This window comes from Corynebacterium sp. CCM 9204, assembly GCF_041357695.1.
Taxonomy (GTDB): Bacteria; Actinomycetota; Actinomycetes; order Mycobacteriales; family Mycobacteriaceae; genus Corynebacterium.
Window position 1 is genome coordinate 295237 of record NZ_JAUERX010000001.1, and the last position, 23526, is coordinate 318762.

The window sequence follows — 23526 nt, forward strand, 5'->3', positions numbered from 1 at the left end:
TCAGATCAGGAAGAAAATGATTCGGGGGATTGAAGTGTCCTAATGGGGTTGGTGAGTTTCCTTTTTCTGGCTGCGTGGTGGGGCGGTGGCAGCGGAGGCTGGGGGTGTCACACCGTCTCGACGTGGCCCCGACTCCGGGGTCTGCCGTACTCATGCCGCCGGAGCCATCGATCTGTTGATGATGCGGACGTTGTGTAGAGGTGTGGAACGGTCTAATGTTTTTAAGTGTGCGCACTAATGCACATTAGACCGTGCTTCACGCAGGGTTTCGGTCCAGTGGCCGGAGACTTTGCCATAACGAGGAAACGGGGGCGGTATGACAACCGTAAGGGCCAGGGTTTCACCGCTGCTGAGTGTTCTCCGTCATCGAACGTACAGGAGGCTTTTTACAGCGCAGATCGTTGCGCTCGTGGGCACCGGCTTGCTTACGGTCGCCCTGGGATTGCTCGCCTTCGACATTGCGGGAGGGGATGCCGGGCTTGTTCTCGGGACAGCGCTGACTATAAAAATTCTCGTCTACGTGATCGGTGCACCGACCATTACTGCGATGGCTGCGAAGCTGCCGGATAAGCCGGTTCTCATCACCGCGGACATCATCCGCGTTGCGATAGCTCTCTGCTTGCCCTTCATTCATTCTGAATGGCAGCTCTACGTCGCGATATTCCTTCTGCAGGCGGCTTCGGCCACCTTCACTCCAACGTTCCAGTCCGTCATCCCCCAGGTTCTTCCTGATGAGGACGACTACACCAATGCGCTGTCACTTTCCAGGATGGCCTATGACGTGGAACAGATCACCAGCCCCGCTGTCGCAGCTCTTCTGCTCATAGTGATGAGCTACCACAATCTGTTCATCGGAACGGCGATGGGTTTCTTTGTCTCGGCGTTGATGGTTATCGGGACGAAGCTCCCCGTACGACCCCAGTTGTCGGAGTCTGCTGAGGGGGGATTTTTCGCCCGGATGTTCCGTGGTGTTGGCCTCATGGTTTCCCTGCCGGAACTGCGTGGGGTGTTGTGGTTCAATCTTGCGGTCGCGGCACCGATGGCCATGGTGATGATCAACACGGTTGTCATCGTTCGTGGGGAGATGGGGAGAAGCGACACGGCCCTCGCTATAACCCTGGGGGCGTTTGGGGCGGGATCCCTGATGACGGCGCTTGTCCTGCCCAGGATGCTCTCGGCTGTCGGTGATGTTCGGGTGATGGTGTGTGGAGCAGGCGCAGGAGTGGGGGCTCTTGTAGGAGTGATGGCGATTCTGTGGAGAGGTGCCCATTACGACGGATATGGGCTCTGGGCTTTACTTATCGTGTTGTGGTTTGTCTTGGGCTCCGCTACGTCAGCGTTGCAGACCCCGATGTCCAGGGTTCTGCGCAGGAATGTCGAGCCTGATGCATATACGTGTATTTTTGCAGCCCAGTTCTCCCTGTCGCACGCCTGTTACCTGGTTACCTATCCCGTGGCAGGTTTCATAGGGGTCAGGTTCGGATTGACCGTGGCGTCCGGAGCCCTCCTTGTCTTGACCGTTCTGGGAGGGGTTGCGGGTTGGTCAGCAATCCGGAGGACGACCGCAGTAGCGTGAGAAGGCATGGATACCCAGCATCAGGATCCCCCCGCATCTCTGAACCATGATCCGTCGATAACGGATGAGTTGCTCGATACCGGAGCTGCGACGATGAAGCTTCTTGCTGAGCCGACCCGTCTCCACATCCTTGTGCTACTGCGTGGTGCCGAATACTCGGTCACCGATCTTGTTGCGGTTACGGGAGCGTCGAGAACGGTCGTGTCGCAGCATCTCGCCAAGCTGAGAGCCGGAAAACTGGTACAGACCCGTAAGGATGGCCGCCGTGTTATCTACCGTATGGATGATGGGCACCTGGTTCGGCTCATTTCCGAAGCTGTCAATCATGCGGATCATGTGTTGAGCGGGGAACCTCGACACAGCTAGGTTCCCCCCGGGGGTATTTTTCTAGTACAGGCCATTGAGGTGTATTTATTTTTCTTTACCGTAAGGAAAATGTGTATCCAGGTAATCGGTAGCGGGTAGTTTTGGGCATTTATTTATTGGCGCCTTCTGTCGGTTATGAGTTCCTTCAAAAGTCGGCTATAAAGTGAGCGTGCTGTGCGTCCTGGCGCTCAAATTTGGTAGTACTAAAATTGGTTCGGATTGTTTCCGTATCAATTTTGAAATGATCAATCCCTATAGTTCTATCAAATTGATTCCGGAGAAATTCGGTTGAGCGAGGGTGGGTGACAGTGTCCATAAGTGCATGCACGGAAGACAGATCACATGTGTCCGACTAGTCTGATGGGAAAAGAATGGCCATGATCAAGAACTCGGTGCACAGTCGCCGACTGCAGGGTGCTCTGAAGCGGATGACCGCCGTGAGCTCTGCTCTGATGCTGGGAATGGTGACGTGTGTTGTTCCCTCAGTAGCCAACGGTGCGGATGGAGCGAGTACGGCAACCTGTGAGATTGACCCGATGGAAGACTATCGTCCCTGGAACGTCGTCGCGTTCGAGGACCTCACGGCGAATGCTGAGAGTGACGGTTCGATGGGGGTTGGCGGGACCCTCAGTTTCCGTGAGACCAATGTTGTTCTGCACTCCAAGGACATCGCCAGGGTGGAGGGATATGATCAGGCAATTGGTCTGGTCGCTGGAAAGTTGAACCTTGGTGCTCCGACATCCGGCGAGTTCAAGATCTTGCACGGAGATCTGATACTGGAAGATCGTGAGGGAGTCGAGTTTACTCGGGCAGGTGGCAGCGGAGATGTAATGAAATTCGTCGTTGCCGAAGGAAGAACCCGTGACAGTCGACCCAGGGTTGCACTGAATAATAAATACAACGACACGGTCCATGAGCCTGGAGCCTTCGAGAAAATCTTCGGATCCCAGGAGAAGGCCCAAAAAATTAGCGCTCAGATTGCAGCCGCAGCCGATGAAGGGGCCGCCGTTGAACCGAAGGTGGTCTGGGAGGGTACGAAAGTCAGTATCGATCTGAAGCCCGGAGAAACAAACATCTGGTCGGTGACCCCCGAGGAGATCAGTAAACTCACCGAGCTGAAATTCCAGGGCAAGTCCCCCAACGTCAACTCTGGCTCGACCCTCATCGTCAACGTTGTCGGCGATGAACCGGTCACCTTCAGGATGAACATGGCGGGTGGCCGTGATCCGAAGGCGATCCTGTGGAACATGCCTAATGTCACACAGATTTACCAGAACGGTGACTCCATTGATGGATCGATCCTCGCACCACTGGCGGATCTGCAGAAGAACAGTGCCAACATTCAGGGAACCCTGGTCATAAAGGGAGGAACCCTGGGCGGAAGTGAACAACACTTCTTCCCGTTCACCAGCAAGGTGAAGGTGCCTTGCGGAGCCACCCCTCGTACCGGATCCTTCTCGGTGGTGAAGAACGTCAGTGGTGACTACACACCATCATTAGATGAGAAATTCCGGATCACCTACACGTGTGATGACGCCAGCACCACCTCGGGAGTGCTTGAGGTGCCCGGTGACGCTACTCCGGTGAGCGGGCCCGACCTGCCGGAAGGAACCCGGTGCACGATCAGCGAGGAGGAATCCTCAGCGGACCGTGACGGTTACCACGTTGAAACGACCTACACCGGTAACCCGGTGAGTATCGCGGCAGATTCCACGTCGAACGTCCGGGTCACGAACAAGTACACGAAACCCGTCGCCGGATTCAGCATCACGAAGACGATGCAGGGGATTTCCCCGGCACAGCCGGATCGCGAATTCACATTCAGATACTCCTGCAATGACCCAAAGAAAACCTCGGGAGACGTTCGCGTCACAGCCAACGGTGAAAAGGTGGACGTTGTCTCGGACGCGCCAATCGGAACAGCGTGCGTCATCTCGGAGGACGCAACAGATGCGCAGGTCACCGGTTATGCGCTGAAAGAACCTGATGCTCAGACCGTGACTGTTGCCACGGCTCTTCCCACCGCGCATTTCGTCAACGAGTACACCGCTGTCACGCCGGGCCCCACGCCTCCGGAAGAGGAGCCCACGCCTCCGGAAGAGGAGCCCACGCCTCCGGAAGAGGAGCCCACGCCTCCGGAAGAGGAGCCCACGCCTCCGGAAGAGGAGCCCACGCCTCCGGAAGAGGAGCCCACGCCTCCGGAAGAGGAGGATCCTTCTTCCTCGGTGGGACCGTCCAACAGTATATTGCCTGCGGTTGTGGCGACGATCGCACTGTTCGCGTCTCTGGCTGTACCAGCAGCATCCTCGTTCGTAGCGCCTGCGGTACCAGCAGCAGCGCCGGCAGCAGCACCGGCAGCAGCACCGACGACAACAGCCGTTCTCCCGGCGGAAAACCAGCCGACTACGACGACGGCTCCGCGGAACGCGGTACTTGCTGCGACAGGTGCTGACGTCGTTTGGATCGTATTCATCGCTGTTGTGGCGATGCTTCTCGGTGGTCTACTGTTGGCGTCGAAACGGCGGAAAGGGCAGTAACCGACGTCGGGTCGCGCACTGACCTCTGCGTCAGATGATCGGATAGCTCCGATGGACCTCGGAGCTATTCGATAGGCACACCGAATGATGAGGAAGTGATCCCCATGGTGGTACGTCACACCGTGGGGATCACTTCATCTGTAGATCGACACCGGTATCCAGGAAAACGGTGCACAATCCAATCCGTCGCTCCCGAGGCCAGTGCTCCAAACCATGACAGATGACTTTTCTCAGATACGTGCGTTCACGGAGAAAATCAGCGAGGGAGTCCAGGTTCCGGGGGATAGGCGTCCCGTTCCCGGCTCCACTGGCTCTGAAAAGGGCGGAAAACCAGGTGGACTCGTCGGTGGCAGCCGCACGGTCAAGCGAAACTGTCCGTGGTTCCAGCTCCATCACTTCTCCTCTGCATCCGGGATCAGACAGAAACTGTCGTAGTGGTCATCCGTGTAGTACCAGACGTCCGGGTCGCGATCAGTCCCACCGCCTGTGATGATGCGACGTTCACCGCGGTGCCCGAGACCCGGGGTCTCCACCGTGTACTCCCGGTAGTAGCTGGTGTTCTTCCTTGGTAGCCGCTGCTCGTAGTTGCCGAAATGTGTTCCATCGTGCGACGGATAATTGAATGGGCCGCCCGCGAGGATGTCGGAAACTACCATTTCAGCCTGGTCGGGGAGAGTGCCCAGGGGACAGGTCTGTTTCAGTGCCGCGGATGGAGACCGTGTCCCCGCCTGTGCGGGTGAGGAAGGTGTCGTCGACGAGCTGGTGGTCGGATACGTCGGCCGGGACTGAGGCGCGGAGTCTCCGCCCAGATCGATACCGAACCACGCTGCACCGAGGACAAGGGCGGCTCCGGCGATGGTGCCCAGCAGTCGGCGATTGTTCATTCCCCCATGATTGCACGGACACCGGTCTGACCGTGGGTCTGGGCGGTGCCATCGAATCACTGTCGGAGGCGAGGTCAGTCTTCGCACCCGTGGCTCCGGCACTACAGTGGTGGGCATGGCAAAGGGACGTATTCCGGAGAGTGACATTGCGGCGATCCGTGAGCGTACCCCGATCGAGGAGATCGTCGGGGAGTACGTCCAGCTCAAACCCGCAGGCAGTGACTCATTGAAAGGCCTTTCCCCCTTCAAGGACGAGAAGACGCCCTCTTTCCACGTTCGCCCGAACCGGGGCTACTTTCACTGTTTCTCGACGGGGGAGGGCGGGGACGTATTCAGCTTCCTGATGAAGATGGAACAGATTCCCTTCCCGGAGGCCGTGGAGATCTGCGCCGAGAAGATCGGCTACCACATCAATTACGAGGGAGGTGGCCCCGGGCGCCGTGAAGAACCGGGGACCAGGCAACGACTCGTCGCCGTCAACAAAGCCGCCCACGCCTTCTACCGAGAACAATTGGAGACGCCGGAGGCGGCCGCCGCCCGCGCGTTCCTGACTGACCGAGGTTTTTCCGCCGAACACGCCCGGAGCTTTGGCTGTGGATACGCGCCCGGCGGATGGGACACGACGACGAAGCATCTGCTCCGGAGAGGCTTCGATGTCAAGGAACTCACCGCGGCCGGTGTCACCACCATGGGGAAACGTGGTCCCATCGACCGCTTCCACCGGCGTCTTCTCTGGCCCATCCGGAATCTCGCGGGCGACGTCATCGGTTTCGGAGCGCGAAAGCTCTTCGATGATGATCAGATGGGCAAGTATATGAACACCCCCGACACTCTTCTGTACCACAAGTCAAAGGTGCTGTTCGGGCTCGATCACGCGAAGAAAGCCATCGCCTCCGGGCACCAGGCTGTTGTCGTTGAGGGGTACACCGATGTCATGGCAATGCACGCGGCCGGAGTCACCACAGCGGTTGCGGCATGCGGTACTGCGTTCGGTGAAGAACACCTTCAGATACTGCGCCGTCTCATGCTCGACGACAACTACTTCCGTGGTGAGCTCATCTACACCTTCGACGGAGACGAGGCCGGCCAGAAGGCCGCGATGCGCGCTTTCGAAGGGGATCAGCAGTTCACCGGGCAGTCCTACGTCTCGGTGGCTCCCGACGGCATGGACCCGTGTGATCTCCGTCTGGAGCGCGGCGATGTCGCGGTCCGGGATCTCGTCGCGAGGCGAGTACCCATGTTCGAGTTTGTCGTGCGGACCATGATCGCCGACTACCCCCTTGATTCAGCGGACGGGCGCCTCCAAGCACTACGTCGGGGTGTACCAGTGGTCGCCGGAATTCGGGATGAGACCCTGCGCAACGAATACGCCCGCCAACTTGCAGGCTGGGTCGGTTGGGCGGACCCCACCGAAGTCCTCGACCAGGTACGGGCCGAGGCTCGGCGTCCGAAGAGAAAACAAGAGCCACGGCGTGCGCGAAGGTTCGACAACGCAGAAACACCATCGGCCAATATGCCGTCGAAATCCGCCCTGGAAATGCCTGACCAGCGTACCCCCCGGCTCTGGCCGGAACGTGAGAGCCTCAAACTAGCGCTGCAGTATCCCGAGCATGCCGGCGGGTACTTCGACGGATTACCCGCCGATGCATTCACACATCCCACTTATCAGGCCATCCGTCGTGCCATCGGTGACGCAGGTGGATGCGGAAATGCCCACGACGGTGTCGACTGGCTGTCGAAGGTCGCAGGCGAGATGGATGACTTCCTCGGGCAATCACTGGTTTCCGGACTTGCAGTAGAACCGATCCACTGTGACTCGGAGGAACTGGAGAAATACACTGACAGCGTGCTCTCCCGACTGCAGGAGGTTCGTGTGGGAAACCAGATCGCGCAGCTCAAAGGACAGCTACAACGGATGCGCCCCTCGGATGACGAACTCGCCTACAATTCGATGTTCGCCGATCTCGTCGCACTCGAGCAGGCGCGTCGGGAACTACTCGACCGGGCATTCAGGACCGGATGACCCCGCATCTCACATCACCTGCGGAGATTCGGGAGTCCAGTTTGATCCGCAGAGGTTGATTTCGGTGTTGTCTCGGCCGCAGAAAACGGAACACCCGGCGGGACCAGTCGATTTGAGACGGGATCCTGCTGGAGCATGAAGCTGCGGACCGCCGACAAACACCGTAAAAGATCCAGTACCAACACGGCATGGTGATTCACGGAAATACTGACGGCGGTGCTCAAGAAGAACGGTCAATCTCTGTCAGGTTCAAGAACCGTCTGATCCGGATTGTCACCTCTGAGATTCTTGACCTCCCGCATACGGGGCTCAGGATCAAGCTTGTTGGCGACGGCCTTCCTGGTCGCGGTCACAGCAGCCCGAGCGATAGGGGACTCGACCGCCAGGCTGTACCCCTTCTTGATCTGGTGGTAACGCTTTCGCCCGGCTTTCGTCCCGAAGACGTAACCTGCTGCCGCACCAACGACGAACTGGATCATGGGTGAGGGATACTCCTTGGTAGAGAACATAGGACAACTCTCTGCCCACTCTACCGAAGCGATCAAACCAGGCGCGGCGAATTGGCGGAGCGGCGAGCTAGGTGACCCACGCAGGTACCCGAAAGACAGGAAGAGAAGGTTGTTAGTCTTGCACCGTCTCCGTGCCCGGAACCAGGACACGGAGACGGTGCACCGCACATATGAACATTCACTGACCTCCGAGGAGAAGAACGTGGAATCACCTAACACCACCTGGTTCGACAACCAGCAACTACGCGCATCCGTCGATATGCGCACCCTCATCGCCGAAGTGCGTGATGCACTGGTTGGATTGCACAAGGGTGACTTCGAAATCCCACTGCGACTCGCGCCGGGTGATGGAAGATTCCTGGTTATGCCGGTCCGGCACATCGGTAGCGAAACCCTCGCGGTGAAATCCCTGTCGGCGAACTTCACCGGACGTCGACCCGCCCTCTCCGGAACACTCACATGGGAAGAATGGCACACCGAACGACACGTCGGCGTCGACGCCGCAGAAGCCACAGCCATGCGAACGGGCGCTATCAGTGGAGTCGCCACGGACCTCCTGGCCTTTCCCGGGGCCCGGAACCTCACCGTCATTGGTGCGGGAGGTCAGGCACCCGACCAGATCAGAGCTGTACTCGCCGTCCGCGACATCACCTCAGTCACCGTCACATCACTCAAACGTGATTCAGCCCTCGCATGCATCTACCGGGTCGAGAAGGAATTCCACGGAGTGCGCTTCACGGCAACCACCGACCCCAGGGACGCGGTCGCGGAGGCGGACATCATTTGTTGTGCCACCCCATCGACGGCACCGCTGTTCTCCCTCGACGACCTGAAACCCGGGTCCCACGTCAACCTCATCGGATCCTACCGCCCAGAAATGCGGGAAATGTCGGGAGATGATGTCGCACAGGCATCATTGTTCGTCGACGACATCCAGGCGGTGACCACCGAAGCAGGAGAAGTCATCGAAGCCCTGGAATCCGGGGTACTAGACCGGTGCGAACTCCGCACCCTCGGATCGGCGCTCACTGAGGGAAACGTCGCACATGAGCCGGAACAGGTATCGATATTCAAATCAGTCGGGGTCGCAGTGCAGGATTGGGCGCTGATGCGGACGCTGGTAGACACGATGGACACTGGGGCCCGGAACTGATCGGCAGAACCTGCTTGATATGTAAAAGGGCCGGACGGAAAAACCGTTCGGCCCTTTCTTTGGCTCCCCCAACTGGACTCGAACCAGTAACCCTTCGATTAACAGTCGAATGCTCTGCCAATTGAGCTATGGGGGAATATCGTGTCCCGGCTTGTAACCCGGCAACGAGAAGTAACTATATCGACGCCTGTGTGTGATAGCAAATTGCCAGGCCAATGAGGTTTTTGGGGGATGTCGATCGAGGGGTGATTATCCCGGTGTGCTCCGAAGGTTGTATCGTGGCTATACTGGCTCCCGACCGTCGTTCTCTCACCGGCGGTCGGGGGCTGTAGCTCAGTCGGTTAGAGCCGCGGACTCATAATCCGCTGGTCCCGGGTTCGAGCCCCGGCGGCCCCACAATGAAGCCCCGTTGCCTGTTGGTGGCGGGGCTTCGTGCTGTCTCTTTCTGTCGTCCTTGCCTGTCGGGAGCCGGGCGATTGTGGGGAAGCCGATTCGGGGGTGGTTGCATGCCACCCCCGGTGTGTGGGGTGGCATGGGTGGTTTATTCGTGGTCGGATAGATTTCATGCTCACTGTTGACCCCTCAATCCTGGGGATATACCGAAGTCTCGATCTGATTGGCGTTTTGCTCAATGGTGCGATTGGCGGGACGATTGCCCGGCAACGGAATTTCGACATCATCGGTTTTTCGGTGCTGGCCCTGCTTTCTGCGCTCGGGGGTGGCATGGTTCGGGATGCGTTGTTGCAGCAGGGGCCTCCGGCGGCGATCGCAGAGCCGATGTACATGGGTGTCGCCGTCGCCGGTGGTGTGCTGGCCATGGTCATTCATCTCAAGGGGCGGCCCTGGGAGCTGTTTCGGGTGCACGGGGATGCGGTGATTCTCGGTGTGTGGGCGGTGACCGGTTCGACGAAGGCGCTCAGCTATGGGCTGCCTGCGGCGTCGGCGGTATTCATGGGGGTTCTCACGGCGGTCGGTGGTGGAATGATCCGGGATGTCGCGTGTGGGGAGATTCCGTCGATCTTCGGTGGGAACACGCTCTATGCCACGCCTGCGATCACGGCGGCGACGACGATGGTCGCATTCAACTGGGCGGGTCATGATGGTGTGGGGATGATTGTGGCCACCGTCTGTGGGGCGGGCTTTGCGATTCTCGCGTATTGGCGTGGTTGGGTTCTACCTGCGAATCCGGAGTGGGCGCCGGTCAACATGACGGCGGCCCAGATGGTGAAGGCGCTCAAACGGGCGGAGCGCAAGGGGGAACGTGAGGGAATCGCTGAGGGGAGGCGTGAGGGTCATGCCGAGGGAGTTGCCGAGGAGCGTCGACGGTGGCGCGATTCGGGTGGGGAGGATCCGGGTCGCTCTGACTGATTCTGAGAGATACTTTCATTCACTGTCCTGAACTGGGGTTACCCATCGAAAAAATATAGACAGATATGTCTATATTGACCATACAGGTCGGTACAGAGTAGGGTCGTCGGCATGAGCTTCCGTCAGCCCCCGCGCATGTCTCCCGGCACCGCGACCCGAGTGGTCGCCCGCTGTCGCCCGTACATGTGTGCGCTGTGCCGCTGTCGCTGACTCTCAGACTCAGGCGTGATTGCTGTCGTTCGTATTGAACTGCGCGACAGAACGCCCGCGTGTCCCGTGGAACCGCAGTCGGACTGTGCGGCGACTCTCCGTGTTCGTGAATCCATACCACTCGTTTGAATCCAAACTCTCTAAGGAAACATTGACGTGTCTACATCAATCTCCGGCTCTCCTGCACGCTCTGACGGGGTGCAGAAACCCGATGCCGAGGCGCCCACGAAGCGCTCGAATCCGCTGACCAGCTTCGGCGCCCAGATCATCTACGGTCTGATCGCCGGCCTCATCCTCGGCCTCGTCGCCAGATCCATCGGTGGCGAAAATTGGCTTGCCACCACGTTGACGGCGGTTGGATCGGCCTATGTCGGTCTACTCAAGGTTCTCATTCCACCGCTAGTGGTCACCGCTGTCGTGACGTCGATTGCGAATCTCCGTCAGGTCACCGATGCGGCTCGTCTCGCGTGGCAAACACTGCTCTGGTTCGCCATCACTGCCTTCGTGACGGTCTTCGTGGGTATCGGTATCGGTCTGTTGATGCACCCCGGACGTAGTGCCAGCATTGATGTTGCTGCGGCTGCGGCTCCCGGATCCATTGGAAGCTGGTCCGCGTTCATCCAGTCCCTGGTTCCGAGTAACATCCTCGGTCTTGACCTTTGGGTGCGTGGTTCAGGTGACAATCTCTCTGTCAACCCCGATTTCAATGTTCTGCAATTGCTCCTGATCTCCATCGCTTTTGGTATCGCTGCTGTCAAGGTCGGTAAGGATGCGGAGCCTGTGCTCGGAGTCGCCCGTTCACTGCTCACCATCATCCAGAAGGTGCTCTGGTGGATCATCCGGCTCGCGCCCATCGGTACCGCGGCGCTGATCGGCAAGGCGGTTGCAGTCTACGGTTGGGAGACCCTCGGCTCCCTCGGTAGTTTCGTCCTGGCGATCTACATCGGTCTCGCCCTCGTGATCGGTGTCGTCTACCCGCTGGTACTGAAATTCAACGGACTGTCGATCGCACAGTTCTATCGCAAGGCATGGCCGGTTACCTCCCTCGGTTTCGCGAGTCGTTCTTCGATGGGCACCATGCCGGTCACCGAACGGACTGTGGTTGGTGCGTTGGGAGTGCCCCGTGCCTACGGGTCCTTTGCGGTGCCGCTCGGTGCGACGACGAAGATGGATGGTTGCGCCTCGATTTATCCTGCCATTGCCGCGATTTTCGTGGCGGAGTTCTACGGCATCAATCTGGGACTGACTGACTACCTGTTGATCGTGTTCGTCTCCGTCATCGGTTCCGCAGCGACTGCGGGCACCACCGGTGCGATTGTGATGCTCACGTTGACGCTGTCCACACTCGGTTTGCCGCTCGAAGGCGTCGGACTTTTGCTTGCCGTCGACCCAATCCTGGACATGGGGCGTACCGCGGTCAACGTCACAGGTCAGGCGTTGATCCCCACCATCGTCGCCAAACGGGAGGGAATCCTCGACGAGGAACTCTTCGCATCCGACCGAACGGCAGCCAGCGCAGAACGCTGACGATGCCAACCATCTGAAAAGGAGGCCCCGGAATAATCGGGGCCTCCTTTTTCTCGGCTCAGTTCTCCAGGTGCCGGGCCAACCAATCGACGATCGGTGGGACGTGTGTCACAGCCGGGTCCGGGTGTCCGGTCATCAGTGCTCGTGCGATCGGAGAATCCGGCGCCTCGATGACGCTGACATCTCCGCCGTGGGCACGCCAGGATTCCCCGAGAGTCTTCGAGTCGTGGCCGTTCACCACCAGATCAGACATGTGATAGGTCAGCAGGACGGGAACAGTCGGTGCTTGGGTCCCGAGTTCCTGCCTGTGGAACTCTGCACCTACCTCGGGCATCCGGTCGATGACGTCGATGAGACTCTCACCCGTGGTGGTGAGGGACGAGGCCTTCCGGAACGCTGTCGGAAGAAAAACTCCGGGGGTGCATGTTCGCCGCATGTCCTCGATCATCTGTCGGCCCTCGTCGGTGAGGATGCGCTCCATCTCCGCCCGGATCGTCGGGGAATGACGCATCTGGGTGTCGGTGGCCATCAGCATCAGGCCCATGGCCAGGCTGCCATCAGCATCCGCTGTCAGTTGCCGGAAATTGTAGGGGGGTGAAGAGACTGCGACCGCTCGTAGATTGAGCTCCGGGGTGTACTCGTGGGCATTCTCTGCCATCCAACCTGTTGCGGCCCCTCCCTGTGAATGGCCGGTGGCGACAACGGGAGCTCCCGGCCGGTTGAGCAGCGTCAGGGCTGCGATGCCGGCATCTGCAGCGGCGCGACCCGTTGCGACGTTGTCCATGTAGGGGTGAAGGCCGGGTGATCCGAGTCCGGGATAGTCGGTGACGACGACATCGATGCCCCGATCAAGTAAGAGGTGCGCACGGAAATAATCCGGTGCGGTCGCGGACAGCTCGGGGTGCGCTGGGCTGAAGGTAATACCTGTGCGGACGACGTTGGAGAATGCACAGACGTCGTCCATTCCCTGGGTGACGGGCGCGATTACCGCCAGGGGGCGTTCCCCCGGTCCAGTCCACGGTCGGCGTGTTCGCATCAGCAGTGCGGTAGCTGGAATCTCGACGTTGTCCGAATTGAGTGTGGAGTAGGTGAATGTCGTGTCATCGCTGATGTCGAGTGGGGTGCCGTCGGTGAAGACCCGGGTGGGGTGCTCTGGTCCGGGAATACCGTGATCGGGCAGTGGTCCTGACCAAAGGACTGCGTCCTGTCCCGGTTTAGGGGCCGGATCGGGGGGAGCCGCAGTGGCGATGCTTGTTGTGGTGGTGAGGATGGCGGTGGTGATCAGAGCCGCAAGTACTGGTCGGGATCTGAAGGACGTCGCTGACATGGAGTATGCGCTCTCGGAATTTTGTGGGCGGTTGGTGGGCTTTTTGGGGTAGTTCATTCTAAACACCCGTTAGAATCACCGATATGCAGCGTAGTGTTACCGAGTTCCTCGATTCTGTCGCGGGTTGGCCCGTCGAACACGTCTCTGCGGCGGTGATCGCGGACGGGAAGGTACGATCCATCGGTGACGCTGAACGTCCCTATGAGCTGGCGAGTGTGACCAAGCTACTCTCCGCCTGGGGCGTCCTTGTGGCGGTTGAGGAGGGGATCTTCGAGTTGGATTCGGAGGTCGGGCCAGATGGGGCGACAGTCCGGCAGCTTCTCTCCCATGCTGGTGGCGTTGGTTTCGCCTCACGGGAGCTGGAGCGGGCACCAGGGGTGAGACGGATCTACTCATCCGCAGGCTTCGAGATCCTCGCTGATGTCATTGCCGCTGAAGCCGAGATGGATTTCGCCTCATATCTCCGGCAGGCGGTCTTCGCTCCGCTCGGTATGACAGGGACCTCGCTGGAGGGGTCCGCCGGCCACGGGGCCGTGTCCACGGTCCGGGACCTGACGGTCTTTGCACGGGAAGTCCTTGATCCGGTTCTGCTTCATCCGGTGACTGTGGCGGAAGCGATCGAGGTGCAGTTCTCGGAACTGGATGGCGTGGTTCCCGGCTACGGCATGCAGAAACCGTGCCCCTGGGGTCTCGGCTTCGAGATTCGGGGTTGCAAGAACCCGCACTGGACCGGGGCGTCGATGCCGGACGATACGGCCGGACATTTTGGTCAGTCAGGTACCTATTTTTGGGTGCATCGACCGACGCGTCGGGCCATGGTCGTGCTGACCGACCGGGATTTCGGTGCTTGGGCGAAACCGCTCTGGGCAGAGACCAATGATGCGGTGTGGAGGAAACTCGACACCGAGTGATTCTCAACTTGAGGTTGAAAAAATGGGGGGATCAAGTTGGTGTCGAGAGTTGCCGGTGTGATCTATGTTGCCTGAAACTGGGGTCAGGATAGCCCGCTGTTGTTCATCCATTGCTCTCTGATAGCTCTTTTCACGGGGCAGGAGTTTAGTCGGACAGGCGGGGGCGCGGACAGAGGCCGTTGGGGAAGACGAACCTCGTCTTGCACCGTGTCTACCGCGGGATCACTCGCATGATGTAACCATCGTGCGTTTCAGCCGTGATGACATGGTGTTCGTGCTGCCCATTGCGAGGACATCCGTGAAACAGCAATCACCATGCTCTACAACGCCTGCCCTACGCGACGGCTACGGCACCACCACGCCGGATCCGTTCGCTGTTGCTCAGGCGGACGCTGCCTATGCGCGTCTCCGCATCGTCGGGTTACCGGTAAAACTCCGGCCGTTGGTGGAGTCCGCCATGGTCGTGTGTCTGCCTACACCGGGAATTCCGGCGCAACCGGGGGTCGATCCGCTGACCACTGAGTGGTGTACACGCTGGCGGCGGTCAGACACCGTGCCGCGGGCCGTCGATTGTGATCAAGCGCTGAGTGGTGCGCGAAAAGAATTCCTCCGTTTGTCCAGGATCTTGGACGGTCTCGGGTCCGCCCACGGATTTGATGTGGAACTGAAGGTTTCAGATCTTCGGTCAACGGAGGATGGGTGGTGGCCTTCACGGACACCACGAGGATCAGTCAGGGCTGCCACCGGCGGCATGCTTCTCGACGAGCGTCACGATGTCGGCGACCGAGTCGAGGCGGTCCATGTCGGTGTCGATGATCCGGATGCCGAATGCGTCCTCCAGACGCACAGCTATCTCGACGAGTGACAGGGAGTCGATGGCGAGATCCGCGATCCGGGCGTCGGCGGCTATCTCATCATGCTCAAGGCCCGTGGCGGTCGCGATGATGTCCACCACGGGCGTCAGTGTGCCGGTACCTGGCTCCGCGGGATGGGTGATGGGTTCGGTGAGTGACATATCGTGTGGTGTCCTTCGCTGTTGATCGGACTGTTCAGAGTGCGGGGCGCTGCCGTCAAGATTACCGGCAGAGCTCTGTGTCGGAAGAACAGCCCCCGAGGCGGTATTGTGTCATCAATCATTCCCATCTGTTCCCGTACAAGGAAGGCCGTCAATGGTCCTGGATCCCGGCCGCGCAGTGAACGCGCTACGTCGTATCTCACACCGGATCACCCCGTGGGGTCGCTCCGACTTGCGTACCGTCCGTGATGGCATCCAGGCTGAAGGCGTCCGGCCCGGACTCACCGACGTGGATCGCCGTGGAACCGTCACCAACGACGGAATCGACATCCACTATTATGAGGTCGGTCCGGAGGATGCGGCGACCGTGGTCGTCTTCGTCCACGGGTTCACGTTGACCGCTGAATCGTGGTTCTTCCAGGTTGATCACCTGCGGCACGTGTATCCGGGCGTGCGTTCAGTATTACTCGATCTTCGTGGACACGGTGCCACCGGAATGGTTCAGCCCGAACGTTGCACGGTCGACGGTGCGGCTGATGACGTTCTCGCAGTGATCGCGGCGCGGGTTCCAACCGGTAGGATCATCCTGGTTGGTCACTCCATGGGGGGAATGATCCTGATGAGTCTCGTCCGTCGCTGTGGGGAGGTACTGCGTGGCCGCATCGGTGGTGTCGTCACCGTGTCCACCGCGATGGAACCGATGGCTTCCGGCGGTATCGCCCAGATCATCGATAATCCCGTGGCAGATAAGGTGCACGGGGTCATCTCCCGGAATCCGGAGGAATCCGACCGGATCCGAAAAGAGATGATGGAGATGCTGGCTCCTCTTCTAGCAGTGACGATTTTCCAGCGTAACGGTACCGACTATGATGTCATCGAATTTCATGCGGACCAGATCCATACGACCCCGGCAGAGACCTACATCGGGTTTTTCTCGGAGCTCCAGAGTCATGAGGAACTCGCTGCGGTGCCCTACCTGAGTGAGGTTCCCGGGTATGTGGTGGTTGGTGACAAAGACAATGTGACTCCCGTGGAACAAGCGGAACGCGCCGTCGAACTCTGGCCCGGTGCGAAACTTCGGGTCATTCCCGATGCCGGGCACATGGTGATTCTTGAGGCGCCGGATTCCGTCAACCGGATCATCGACGAAGCCATCCTGGCGGAACACCCGGCGGTTCCCCACACGAACTGAACATCACCGGAGGAAGTCGAACCAGCTACCGCTTCCTGCGGAATGTCCCGGTGCCAGGGTCTTCACCTTGAGATTGCCACCGAAGCTGAATCCCCTGACCTCGATCTCGGGATCTCCGGGCAGACCTGTCTCCGCGGTCTGGAGATCACCCAATATCGTCGCGTGGTCACGTTCACAGACACCCCCTCCGGGGACGATCACGGTGCAGTTCCCGATCAAGCTCATCAGCGTGATTCGGCACGAGTTGGATTCCATCGTGGTTTTCCGCAGATCGAGTGTGACATCCTCGATGAGCGTATGGATACGTAGATTCCGGGGCAGATACCAGGTGCGCTGTCTGGTGATGTCCCCGAGCACAGCGGTGAGATGGCTTTCGGGACTGGATTCATCGGGCCCGCAGGTTCCGGGATCGGTGCAGCGACTCGTGGGACGATCGCGCGGATGTCGCCGGGATTCTCGGCTGTTCATACCGCTGTGGACAGCTCACTGAACGTTCCGAGATCCAGGTGTCCCCGCCCCACGGCTCTGATCAGTTCCGCCTCGGTTTCATCGCGTAGTCGACGATGCGGGATTTCACCGAAACCTCCGGTTACACCTGGATTGCCTCGTGTCGAGTCCATGTTCCCGCGACTAGCGGGACCGTCCCGGGTGGCGTGTTGCTGATCGTCTGGGGATCGGAGGAGTGTCTAAGAGGAGGGCTTTCGCCCCGGAAACTCAGTTTCCGGGGCGAAAGCCCTCTAAGGAGAAGCGTCGATGATCCGGTCAGACTACCGTCGGATCCGTGATCTCGAACTTCTTGGCGGCATTGTCCGCCACGGAGACATCGATTGCGCCCTCGCGCGCCAAGCCTGCGAGAACTGCGACGACGACGGATTCGGCGTCAGTGTTGAAGAAACGGCGGGCAGCTCGGCGGGTGTCGGAGAAACCGAAACCGTCGGTCCCGAGGGTGGTGTAGTCCCCAGGCACCCACTTGCGGATCTGCTCCGGAAGCGTGGTGGCGAAGTCGGACACCGCGACGAATGGCCCCTCGACGTCGGCAAGTTTGCGCTGCACGAACGGAGCCTCGAACTCATCGGCAGGGTGACGCAGCTGCTGGAGGTCATGGGCCTGGCCGTCGCGGGCGAGTTCGTTCCACGAGGTGACGGAGAAGATGTTGGTGCGCACACCGTACTCCTCGCCCAGGATCTTCTTCGCCTTCAGCGCCGCCTGCATGCCGATACCGGATGCGAGGATCGAGGCTTCGTGGCCCTCCCCGTCACCGGCGGGATCATAGAGGTAGATGCCCTTGTGCAGGCCCTCGAGATCGAGGTTCTCCGGCTCCTTCGGCTGGGGGGTCGGCTCGTTGTAGATCGTGATGTAGTAGATCACGTTCTCGCCGCGGCCCGGACCGTACATCCGGTCGATGCCTTCACGGATCAGATGAGCCAGCTCGTAGGCGAACGCCGGGTCATAGGTGACGACAGCCGGGTTGGTGGACGCCAGAATCGGGGAGTGGCCGTCCATGTGCTGCAGTCCCTCACCTGTCAGCGTGGTGCGGCCTGCGGTGGCGCCTAGGAGGAAGCCACGGGCCATCTGGTCCGCGGCTGCCCAGATGGAGTCTCCGGTGCGCTGGAAACCGAACATCGAGTAGAAGATGTAGAGCGGAATCATCGGCTCACCGTGGGTGGCGTAAGACGTGCCTGCGGCCATGAACTCGCCCATGGAGCCGGCTTCGTTGATGCCCTCATGCATGATCTGCCCGTCGACGGCCTCACGGTAGGAGAGCATGAGGTCGTTGTCGACCGGGGTGTACTTCTGGCCGTGGGGGTTGTAGATCTTCAGTGTGGGGAACCAGGAGTCCATGCCGAATGTACGGGCCTCATCCGGGATGATCGGAACGAAGCGCCGACGGAGTTCCTTGTCGCGCATGAGTTCCTTGAAGGTACGCACGAGGGCCATGGTCGTGGCTACCTCCTGCTTGCCGGACCCCTTCCGGAGTGACTTCAGCACGTCCATGTCGGGAACCTCCAGCGGCGTGTAGGACTCACGGCGCTCAGGTACGAAGCCGCCGAGTTCGCGGCGGCGCTCCAACATGTACTTGATCTCCTCGGAGTCCTTACCGGGGTGGTAGTACGGAGGAAGATAAGGATCCTTCTCGAGTTCCTCGTCGGAGATCGGGATCTGCTGCTTGTCGCGGAACAGCTTCAGATCATCGAGGGTGAGTTTCTTCATCTGGTGGGTCGCGTTGCGTCCCTCGAAGTTGTGGCCCAGGCCATAACCCTTGATGGTGTGCGCGAGGATGACAGTCGGGCGGTCCTTCGTCTCCATGGCCCGCTGGTAGGCAGCGTAGATCTTGCGGTAGTCGTGGCCACCACGCTTGAGCTTCCAGATCTCCTCGTCGGTCATGTCCTCGACGAGCTTCTTCGTCTCCGGTGTGCGGTTGAAGAACTCCTCACGAACGAACTTGCCGTCGTTGGCCCGGAACGTCTGGAAGTCGCCGTCGGGGGTGGTGTTCATCAGGTGGACGAGCTCACCGGTCTTGTCCCGCTCGAACAGTTCATCCCACTCGCGGCCCCAGACCACCTTGATGACTGACCAGCCGGCACCACGGAAGAACGACTCCAGCTCCTGGATGATCTTGGTGTTGCCGCGGACAGGGCCATCGAGACGCTGTAGGTTGCAGTTGATCACGAAGGTCAGGTTGTCCAGGTTGTTCAGAGCGGCAAGCTGGATCAGGCCGCGCGATTCAGGCTCGTCCATCTCACCGTCACCGAGAAATGCCCAGACATGCTGCTGCGAGGTGTCCTTGATTCCGCGATTGTGCAGATAACGGTTGAACCGTGCCTGGTAGATGGCATCCATCGGTCCGAGACCCATGGACACCGTCGGGAACTCCCAGAACTCGGGCATGCCGTGCGGGTGCGGGTAACTGGGCATGCCCCCCTGCGGACGGGAGACCTCCTGGCGGAAACCATCCATGTCATCCTCGGTGAGGCGACCTTCGAGGTACGCGCGTGCGTACATGCCGGGAGAGGCGTGCCCCTGGAAGAAGACCTGGTCTCCGCCGCCCGGGTGGTCTTTGCCCCGGAAGAAGTAGTTGAAACCGACCTCATACAGGGGGGCAGAGGAAGCGTAGGTGGAGATGTGTCCACCTACCCCGATCCCCGGACGCTGGGCACGGTGCACCATGATCGCGGCATTCCAACGCATCCACTTGCGGTAGCGACGCTCAATGGCTTCGTCTCCGGGGAAATCCGGTTCCATCTCAGTGGGGATCGTATTGACGTAGTCGGTCGAGGTGAGAGGAGGCAGCGGAACCCGCTTTGCCGTGGCTCGTTCCAGGAGACGGAGCATGAGGAAACGGGCCCGGTCAGGACTCGCTTCAGCGAGGAGTCCGTCTAGTGAGTCCATCCACTCGCTGGTCTCCTCGGGGTCCGAGTCGTTCAGATACGAGGCGACTCCGTCCCGGATGAGCGCGAAATTACTGTCTTCGGACGGGGTGGCCGTGGCGTCCTGCTGCTGGGACATACCGAATCCTCCTGTGGATCATTCATCTGGTCTCTGTGTACGGGTCTTCCATCCCGGAGGCATATGTGATCATGATTCTCCGGAGATACACCCGTCTCCGCGGTGGGCGGAGATGTGCACATGTCCACACCAGGATACGGGTAGTGTCCGTGGAAGGGTGTTCCGGGAGAAACCTTCTATTCAGCATGTGCCGCGAGCACTGCTTTTAGGGGTGTTTGTCGTGGCCGCTCTGATCGGCTTTTCACCGTTGCGGGGGTCGTTCCCTGATTCCTCGGAGTTTTCTTCCGGAAAAAACCCGGGTGATGGTCCGCTGCGGGGAGAAACCCGGTAGCGTGTACATGCGAGATCACTTTCACCGGGGAATGTCCGATGTCCTTACGCTCCGCCCCACGGGCGGGCGGAAGGATCGGGTAGCATTCCCGGACCAATTCTTTAGGAGGAAACGCACAGTGAGCGACGCTCCGGGCGCGGCCAAGGAAAGCGCCCAGGAATACGCCAAGCTTCTCGGGGTCAAACCGGACCATATCGTCCAGGAGGTGGGCTGGGACGAAGACTGCGACAGTGAGATCAGTGAAGCGGTCGAGGACGTCATCGGGGAGGCTCTCCTTGAGGAAGACACCGACGAGATCTGCGACATCGTTCTGCTGTGGTGGAGAGAGGAGGATGGTGACCTCGTTGACGGACTCGTTGATTCGATCCGTCCACTCGCTGAAAACGGCCGCATCTGGCTTCTGACTCCGGGAGCAGGAAAACCAGGGCACATCGAACCTGGACTGATCGCGGAATCCGCGCAGCTTGCCGGCCTAGTCCAGACATCAGCGGAACGACTCGGATTCTGGCAGGGATCGTGCCTGGTGCAGAGCGGTAAAAAGCGCTAGCTTCGCTTTGTGGTGGGACTCGTGCTAGAGTATCCGACGTTGTCCACCGCAACTGCCGCCAGCTATGGCCGCGTGCGGTGTCAGCGCCTTTAGCTCAGTTGGAAGAGCAGCTGGTTTACACCCAGCAGGTCGGCGGTTCGAGCCCGTCAGGGCGCACATACGGAGAAAACCCCGGGAAATTCCCGGGGTTTTCTCCGTATATGCGGGAAAGTGGGCGTGGTCAATTGGGATCCACGGTCCGGATCGGTCCCGTCTCATCGGATCTTCTGCGGGTATTCGTACAGGCCAGCGTTCTTCACGGATGATATTCGGTGGGGTGCGGCGTTACCATGGCAGCCATGATTCTCGATGTACCCCCGGTAACAGGTGTCAGTGATCCGTTCCCGATACAAGTCTCGGATCTGACCCCGGGAGACATCGTGCGGGTGGGAATCCGGGCGACGGATGCCAGGGGCATCGTCTGGTCGTCGACGACGGAGTTTACCGCGGCAGAGGATGGCTGCGTGGACACCGGAGCGACCTTACCCGGGGCTGCGGAGTGGAGACCCGCAGACAGCCTCGGCCCACTGTGGACACTTCGCCCCGAGCACGGCACACCAGGCGCGGAATTCCTCGTGGAACCGGGGTTCACGGTGAGTCTGGACATTCGGGTTCGGACCGTCAGCGCAGCCCTGGGGGCGGGTGCCTCTAGGACGGTGGGGCGACGGGCCAGGGAGATCAGTGCTGCTTCCCATGTTTCTCCGCTCGGGGGGCAGTCGCTCAACATCCGGATGTTCGCTCCAGATGACGGATCGCCGCGTCCCGGGGTGATTCTGCTCGGGGGCGCTGAAGGAGGTGTTCCCGCTGCTGCTGCGGCGGAGCTTGCGGATCGTGGCTGGACCACCGCGGCGTGGGGGTGGTTCCCGCAGGAGTCGGGTGGTGTCGACGTCGGGGTTCTGCGTGCTGTTTTGCATGATTTTGTGGCGCATCCGAGGGTTGACGGGGACAGATTGGCTCTGATCGGGAGAGGCCGGGGCGCCGAACTCGCACTACTGTTGGCGGTGGCGGAACCTGATCTTGTCGGACCCGTGGTCGCGCATTCACCGAGTGATGTGCGCACGAATGATCCGCATGCCGGATCGTCCGGTTCGACCTATCGCGGGGTCGTTGAACCGTCGGTGGCTCTTTCCTCACAGGGGTCGAGTTCTCGGTGGTCGAGAGTGTCCACGTTTCTTCGGCCGGCGTTGTCCGGACGTCCGCTGCACTTGGCACCGTACTATGCGGAGGCACGCCGGAAGGCCGGTGATGGGGAGGTGAAAGCCGCCCGGATTCCGGTGGAACGCATCCGTGGTCCGCTGCTCGTGACCGCAGGAACCGGGGATGAGGTCTGGGATTCGGCAACGATGGGTGAGGCGCTCGCGCATCGGGCTGCGGAAGCCGGAATTGATGCTTATGGCGTGGTGTATCCGGGAGCGGGTCATGGGGTGGGCTGGCCGTTCACCCTGTCTGGTTTACCGGTTGCTGATACCGCTGTCGCTTACGGCAAGACGGTGCTCCTGGGTGGGGACCGTGCGGCATCTGGCGCCGCAGCGGCACGGTCCCGGGATCTGGTTCTTGAATTCCTCCGGCAGACTCATGGAGGGGAACCGGAGTGAACGTCGGGCTCTTTGCCGGTGTGATCGCGGATCGGGTGGTTCCGGACCCCAGGAGAGGACATCCTGTTGCTCTTTTCGGGCGGTGGGCTTCCTGGTGTGAGAGACACAGCTACCGGGATACGAGAGCGGCGGGGTGTGTGTATCTCGTGGCGTCGGTGGCACCGCCGGTCGCTGCGTCAGTGCTGATGTCGCGATGGGCCCCCAGGCTGTCGTTGGCGATGTGCCTGTGGGCCGCACTCGGAGGCGCAATGCTGGAGCGTACGGGAACACGGATGGCAGACGCTCTGGAAGAAGGGGACATGGCGGCGGCACGGTATCTGGTTCCCTGGCTGTGTTCCAGGGAACCAGAGCTTCTCGACGCCGCGGGTATGGCGCGTGCGGCTGTTGAATCGTTGGCTGAGAACACATCGGATGCCGCCGTCGCCCCGCTGGTCTGGGCGGTCGTGGGAGGCGCCCCGGGGGTGGTGGCACACCGGGCCGTGAACACCCTCGACGCGATGGTCGGTTACCGGAACGCCCGTTACGCCAACTTCGGTTGGGCTGCGGCCCGTGCTGATGATGTGATGGCTTGGGTGCCCGCTCGGGTGACTGCTCTGGTGCACACGTGTCTTGCCGCATTCGTGGGGCGCGGTGGTGAAGCCGTGCGCGCGTGGCGGGAGGACTCGGCGGCCCACCCGAGCCCCAATGCGGGGATAGTTGAGGCGACTGCCGCGGCGGCACTGGGGGTGCGGTTGGGTGGCCCCACGGTGTACGCGCACGGGATGGAGGAACGACCTTTTCTCGGCGGTGGGCGGGCGCCGGATACGGCAGCGCTCAGGGACGCAGTCCGGTTGTCCCGCCGTACGCAGATGTTTATCGCTGTGGCTGCGGTCCTGTCCCGTGTCCGCTGAGGCTGAACGCGCCGGGGTA

Annotated in this window: 20 protein-coding genes and 3 tRNA genes; 14 read left to right on the forward strand and 9 right to left on the reverse strand. The window is 60.4% G+C overall.

The features are described 5' to 3' along the window. The first annotated feature begins 316 nt into the window (after window positions 1-316). The 3 genes from QWU43_RS01305 (at window position 317) to QWU43_RS01315 (ending at window position 4479) form a co-directional block, all read left to right on the forward strand. Complete coding sequence (locus tag QWU43_RS01305) at window positions 317-1576, forward strand: MFS transporter (RefSeq protein ID WP_370916964.1); 1260 nt, start codon at window positions 317-319, stop codon at window positions 1574-1576. 6 nt (window positions 1577-1582) lie between these two features. Continuing rightward, the gene (locus QWU43_RS01310; protein WP_370913740.1) at window positions 1583-1942 is read left to right on the forward strand and encodes an ArsR/SmtB family transcription factor; all 360 of its coding nucleotides are present in this window, start codon (window positions 1583-1585) and stop codon (window positions 1940-1942) included. A 377-nt stretch (window positions 1943-2319) separates the two neighbouring features. Next, window positions 2320-4479 (forward strand): collagen-binding domain-containing protein, encoded by a 2160-nt coding sequence (locus QWU43_RS01315; protein ID WP_370916965.1) that lies wholly within the window; start codon window positions 2320-2322, stop codon window positions 4477-4479. Window positions 4480-4608: 129 nt separating this feature from the next. Here the strand turns inward: QWU43_RS01315 and QWU43_RS01320 are convergent, their stop codons facing one another. Both QWU43_RS01320 and QWU43_RS01325 read right to left on the reverse strand, forming a co-directional pair. Next, window positions 4609-4872 (reverse strand): hypothetical protein, encoded by a 264-nt coding sequence (locus tag QWU43_RS01320; RefSeq protein ID WP_370916966.1) that lies wholly within the window; start codon window positions 4870-4872, stop codon window positions 4609-4611. Continuing rightward, complete coding sequence (locus QWU43_RS01325; protein WP_370916967.1) at window positions 4872-5363, reverse strand: ribonuclease domain-containing protein; 492 nt, start codon at window positions 5361-5363, stop codon at window positions 4872-4874. Before QWU43_RS01325 ends, QWU43_RS01320 begins: the two co-directional genes overlap by 1 nt. A gap of 115 nt (window positions 5364-5478) precedes the next feature. Here QWU43_RS01325 and dnaG point away from each other — a divergent pair, with 115 nt between their 5' ends. Beyond that, window positions 5479-7386: a DNA primase gene (gene dnaG, locus QWU43_RS01330; protein ID WP_370913743.1), complete on the forward strand. Its 1908-nt coding sequence runs from the start codon at window positions 5479-5481 to the stop codon at window positions 7384-7386. Between the two features lie 233 nt (window positions 7387-7619). On the opposite strand, the gene QWU43_RS01335 is transcribed toward dnaG, so the two are convergent. Beyond that, a complete protein-coding gene (locus QWU43_RS01335) occupies window positions 7620-7865 on the reverse strand; it encodes a hypothetical protein (RefSeq protein WP_370913744.1) in 246 nt (81 codons plus the stop codon). Window positions 7866-8052: 187 nt separating this feature from the next. Between QWU43_RS01335 and QWU43_RS01340 the strand changes: the two genes are divergently transcribed. Further along, window positions 8053-9048, forward strand: a complete 996-nt coding sequence (locus QWU43_RS01340) for an ornithine cyclodeaminase family protein (RefSeq protein WP_370916968.1) — start codon at window positions 8053-8055, stop codon at window positions 9046-9048. 60 nt (window positions 9049-9108) lie between these two features. Here QWU43_RS01340 and QWU43_RS01345 read toward each other — a convergent pair. After that, window positions 9109-9184: transfer RNA gene (locus QWU43_RS01345), tRNA-Asn, on the reverse strand. Window positions 9185-9370: 186 nt separating this feature from the next. Here QWU43_RS01345 and QWU43_RS01350 point away from each other — a divergent pair. The 3 genes from QWU43_RS01350 to QWU43_RS01360 all read left to right on the forward strand — a co-directional run bounded on the left by QWU43_RS01350 (window position 9371) and on the right by QWU43_RS01360 (window position 12153). Beyond that, window positions 9371-9444, forward strand: a tRNA-Ile gene (locus QWU43_RS01350). 168 nt (window positions 9445-9612) lie between these two features. After that, complete coding sequence (locus QWU43_RS01355; protein WP_370916969.1) at window positions 9613-10416, forward strand: TRIC cation channel family protein; 804 nt, start codon at window positions 9613-9615, stop codon at window positions 10414-10416. A 408-nt stretch (window positions 10417-10824) separates the two neighbouring features. Beyond that, window positions 10825-12153: a dicarboxylate/amino acid:cation symporter gene (locus tag QWU43_RS01360; protein ID WP_370914272.1), complete on the forward strand. Its 1329-nt coding sequence runs from the start codon at window positions 10825-10827 to the stop codon at window positions 12151-12153. 58 nt (window positions 12154-12211) lie between these two features. On the opposite strand, the gene QWU43_RS01365 is transcribed toward QWU43_RS01360, so the two are convergent. Next, a complete protein-coding gene (locus QWU43_RS01365) occupies window positions 12212-13537 on the reverse strand; it encodes an alpha/beta fold hydrolase (protein WP_370916970.1) in 1326 nt (441 codons plus the stop codon). Window positions 13538-13563: 26 nt separating this feature from the next. Between QWU43_RS01365 and QWU43_RS01370 the strand changes: the two genes are divergently transcribed. Beyond that, on the forward strand, window positions 13564-14391 hold the full coding sequence (locus tag QWU43_RS01370) for a serine hydrolase domain-containing protein (protein WP_370913748.1): 828 nt from the start codon (window positions 13564-13566) through the stop codon (window positions 14389-14391). A gap of 727 nt (window positions 14392-15118) precedes the next feature. Here the strand turns inward: QWU43_RS01370 and QWU43_RS01375 are convergent. Then, window positions 15119-15406, reverse strand: a complete 288-nt coding sequence (locus QWU43_RS01375) for an acyl carrier protein (RefSeq protein ID WP_370913749.1) — start codon at window positions 15404-15406, stop codon at window positions 15119-15121. A gap of 154 nt (window positions 15407-15560) precedes the next feature. Between QWU43_RS01375 and QWU43_RS01380 the strand changes: the two genes are divergently transcribed. Continuing rightward, window positions 15561-16598, forward strand: coding sequence for an alpha/beta fold hydrolase (locus QWU43_RS01380; protein ID WP_370913750.1), 1038 nt, complete (start codon window positions 15561-15563; stop codon window positions 16596-16598). Between the two features lie 3 nt (window positions 16599-16601). Here QWU43_RS01380 and QWU43_RS01385 read toward each other — a convergent pair whose 3' ends face one another. From QWU43_RS01385 to aceE, 3 genes are all read right to left on the reverse strand, one after another. Further along, window positions 16602-17066 (reverse strand): LiaF domain-containing protein, encoded by a 465-nt coding sequence (locus QWU43_RS01385; RefSeq protein ID WP_370913751.1) that lies wholly within the window; start codon window positions 17064-17066, stop codon window positions 16602-16604. Beyond that, window positions 17063-17218, reverse strand: a complete 156-nt coding sequence (locus QWU43_RS01390; RefSeq protein ID WP_370913752.1) for a hypothetical protein — start codon at window positions 17216-17218, stop codon at window positions 17063-17065. The genes QWU43_RS01385 and QWU43_RS01390 overlap by 4 nt, the downstream gene beginning before the upstream one ends. Before the next feature lie 142 nt (window positions 17219-17360). Continuing rightward, window positions 17361-20105 (reverse strand): pyruvate dehydrogenase (acetyl-transferring), homodimeric type, encoded by a 2745-nt coding sequence (gene aceE / locus QWU43_RS01395; protein WP_370913753.1) that lies wholly within the window; start codon window positions 20103-20105, stop codon window positions 17361-17363. A 449-nt stretch (window positions 20106-20554) separates the two neighbouring features. On the opposite strand from aceE, the gene QWU43_RS01400 reads away from it, so the two are divergent. The 4 genes from QWU43_RS01400 to cbiB all read left to right on the forward strand — a co-directional run bounded on the left by QWU43_RS01400 (window position 20555) and on the right by cbiB (window position 23507). Beyond that, window positions 20555-20983, forward strand: coding sequence for a DUF3052 domain-containing protein (locus tag QWU43_RS01400; RefSeq protein ID WP_370913754.1), 429 nt, complete (start codon window positions 20555-20557; stop codon window positions 20981-20983). 83 nt (window positions 20984-21066) lie between these two features. Further along, window positions 21067-21139: transfer RNA gene (locus QWU43_RS01405), tRNA-Val, on the forward strand. Window positions 21140-21312: 173 nt separating this feature from the next. Further along, a complete protein-coding gene (locus tag QWU43_RS01410) occupies window positions 21313-22617 on the forward strand; it encodes an acyl-CoA thioester hydrolase/BAAT C-terminal domain-containing protein (RefSeq protein WP_370916971.1) in 1305 nt (434 codons plus the stop codon). Next, window positions 22614-23507, forward strand: coding sequence for an adenosylcobinamide-phosphate synthase CbiB (cbiB, locus tag QWU43_RS01415; protein ID WP_370913756.1), 894 nt, complete (start codon window positions 22614-22616; stop codon window positions 23505-23507). Before QWU43_RS01410 ends, cbiB begins: the two co-directional genes overlap by 4 nt. Window positions 23508-23526: the final 19 nt, after the last annotated feature.

Bases quoted from the DNA above. Each gene is read 5' to 3' on its own strand.
- QWU43_RS01305 (WP_370916964.1), top strand. From the start codon at position 317: ATGACAACCGTAAGGGCCAGGGTTTCACCGCTGCTGAGTGTTCTCCGT.
- QWU43_RS01310 (WP_370913740.1), top strand. From the start codon at position 1,583: ATGGATACCCAGCATCAGGATCCCCCCGCATCTCTGAACCATGATCCG.
- QWU43_RS01315 (WP_370916965.1), top strand. From the start codon at position 2,320: ATGATCAAGAACTCGGTGCACAGTCGCCGACTGCAGGGTGCTCTGAAG.
- QWU43_RS01320 (WP_370916966.1), bottom strand. From the start codon at position 4,872: ATGGAGCTGGAACCACGGACAGTTTCGCTTGACCGTGCGGCTGCCACC.
- QWU43_RS01325 (WP_370916967.1), bottom strand. From the start codon at position 5,363: ATGAACAATCGCCGACTGCTGGGCACCATCGCCGGAGCCGCCCTTGTC.
- dnaG (WP_370913743.1), top strand. From the start codon at position 5,479: ATGGCAAAGGGACGTATTCCGGAGAGTGACATTGCGGCGATCCGTGAG.
- QWU43_RS01335 (WP_370913744.1), bottom strand. From the start codon at position 7,865: ATGATCCAGTTCGTCGTTGGTGCGGCAGCAGGTTACGTCTTCGGGACG.
- QWU43_RS01355 (WP_370916969.1), top strand. From the start codon at position 9,613: ATGCTCACTGTTGACCCCTCAATCCTGGGGATATACCGAAGTCTCGAT.
- QWU43_RS01365 (WP_370916970.1), bottom strand. From the start codon at position 13,537: ATGAACTACCCCAAAAAGCCCACCAACCGCCCACAAAATTCCGAGAGC.
- QWU43_RS01370 (WP_370913748.1), top strand. From the start codon at position 13,564: ATGCAGCGTAGTGTTACCGAGTTCCTCGATTCTGTCGCGGGTTGGCCC.
- QWU43_RS01375 (WP_370913749.1), bottom strand. From the start codon at position 15,406: ATGTCACTCACCGAACCCATCACCCATCCCGCGGAGCCAGGTACCGGC.
- QWU43_RS01380 (WP_370913750.1), top strand. From the start codon at position 15,561: ATGGTCCTGGATCCCGGCCGCGCAGTGAACGCGCTACGTCGTATCTCA.
- QWU43_RS01385 (WP_370913751.1), bottom strand. From the start codon at position 17,066: ATGAACAGCCGAGAATCCCGGCGACATCCGCGCGATCGTCCCACGAGT.
- QWU43_RS01390 (WP_370913752.1), bottom strand. From the start codon at position 17,218: ATGGACTCGACACGAGGCAATCCAGGTGTAACCGGAGGTTTCGGTGAA.
- aceE (WP_370913753.1), bottom strand. From the start codon at position 20,105: ATGTCCCAGCAGCAGGACGCCACGGCCACCCCGTCCGAAGACAGTAAT.
- QWU43_RS01410 (WP_370916971.1), top strand. From the start codon at position 21,313: ATGGCAGCCATGATTCTCGATGTACCCCCGGTAACAGGTGTCAGTGAT.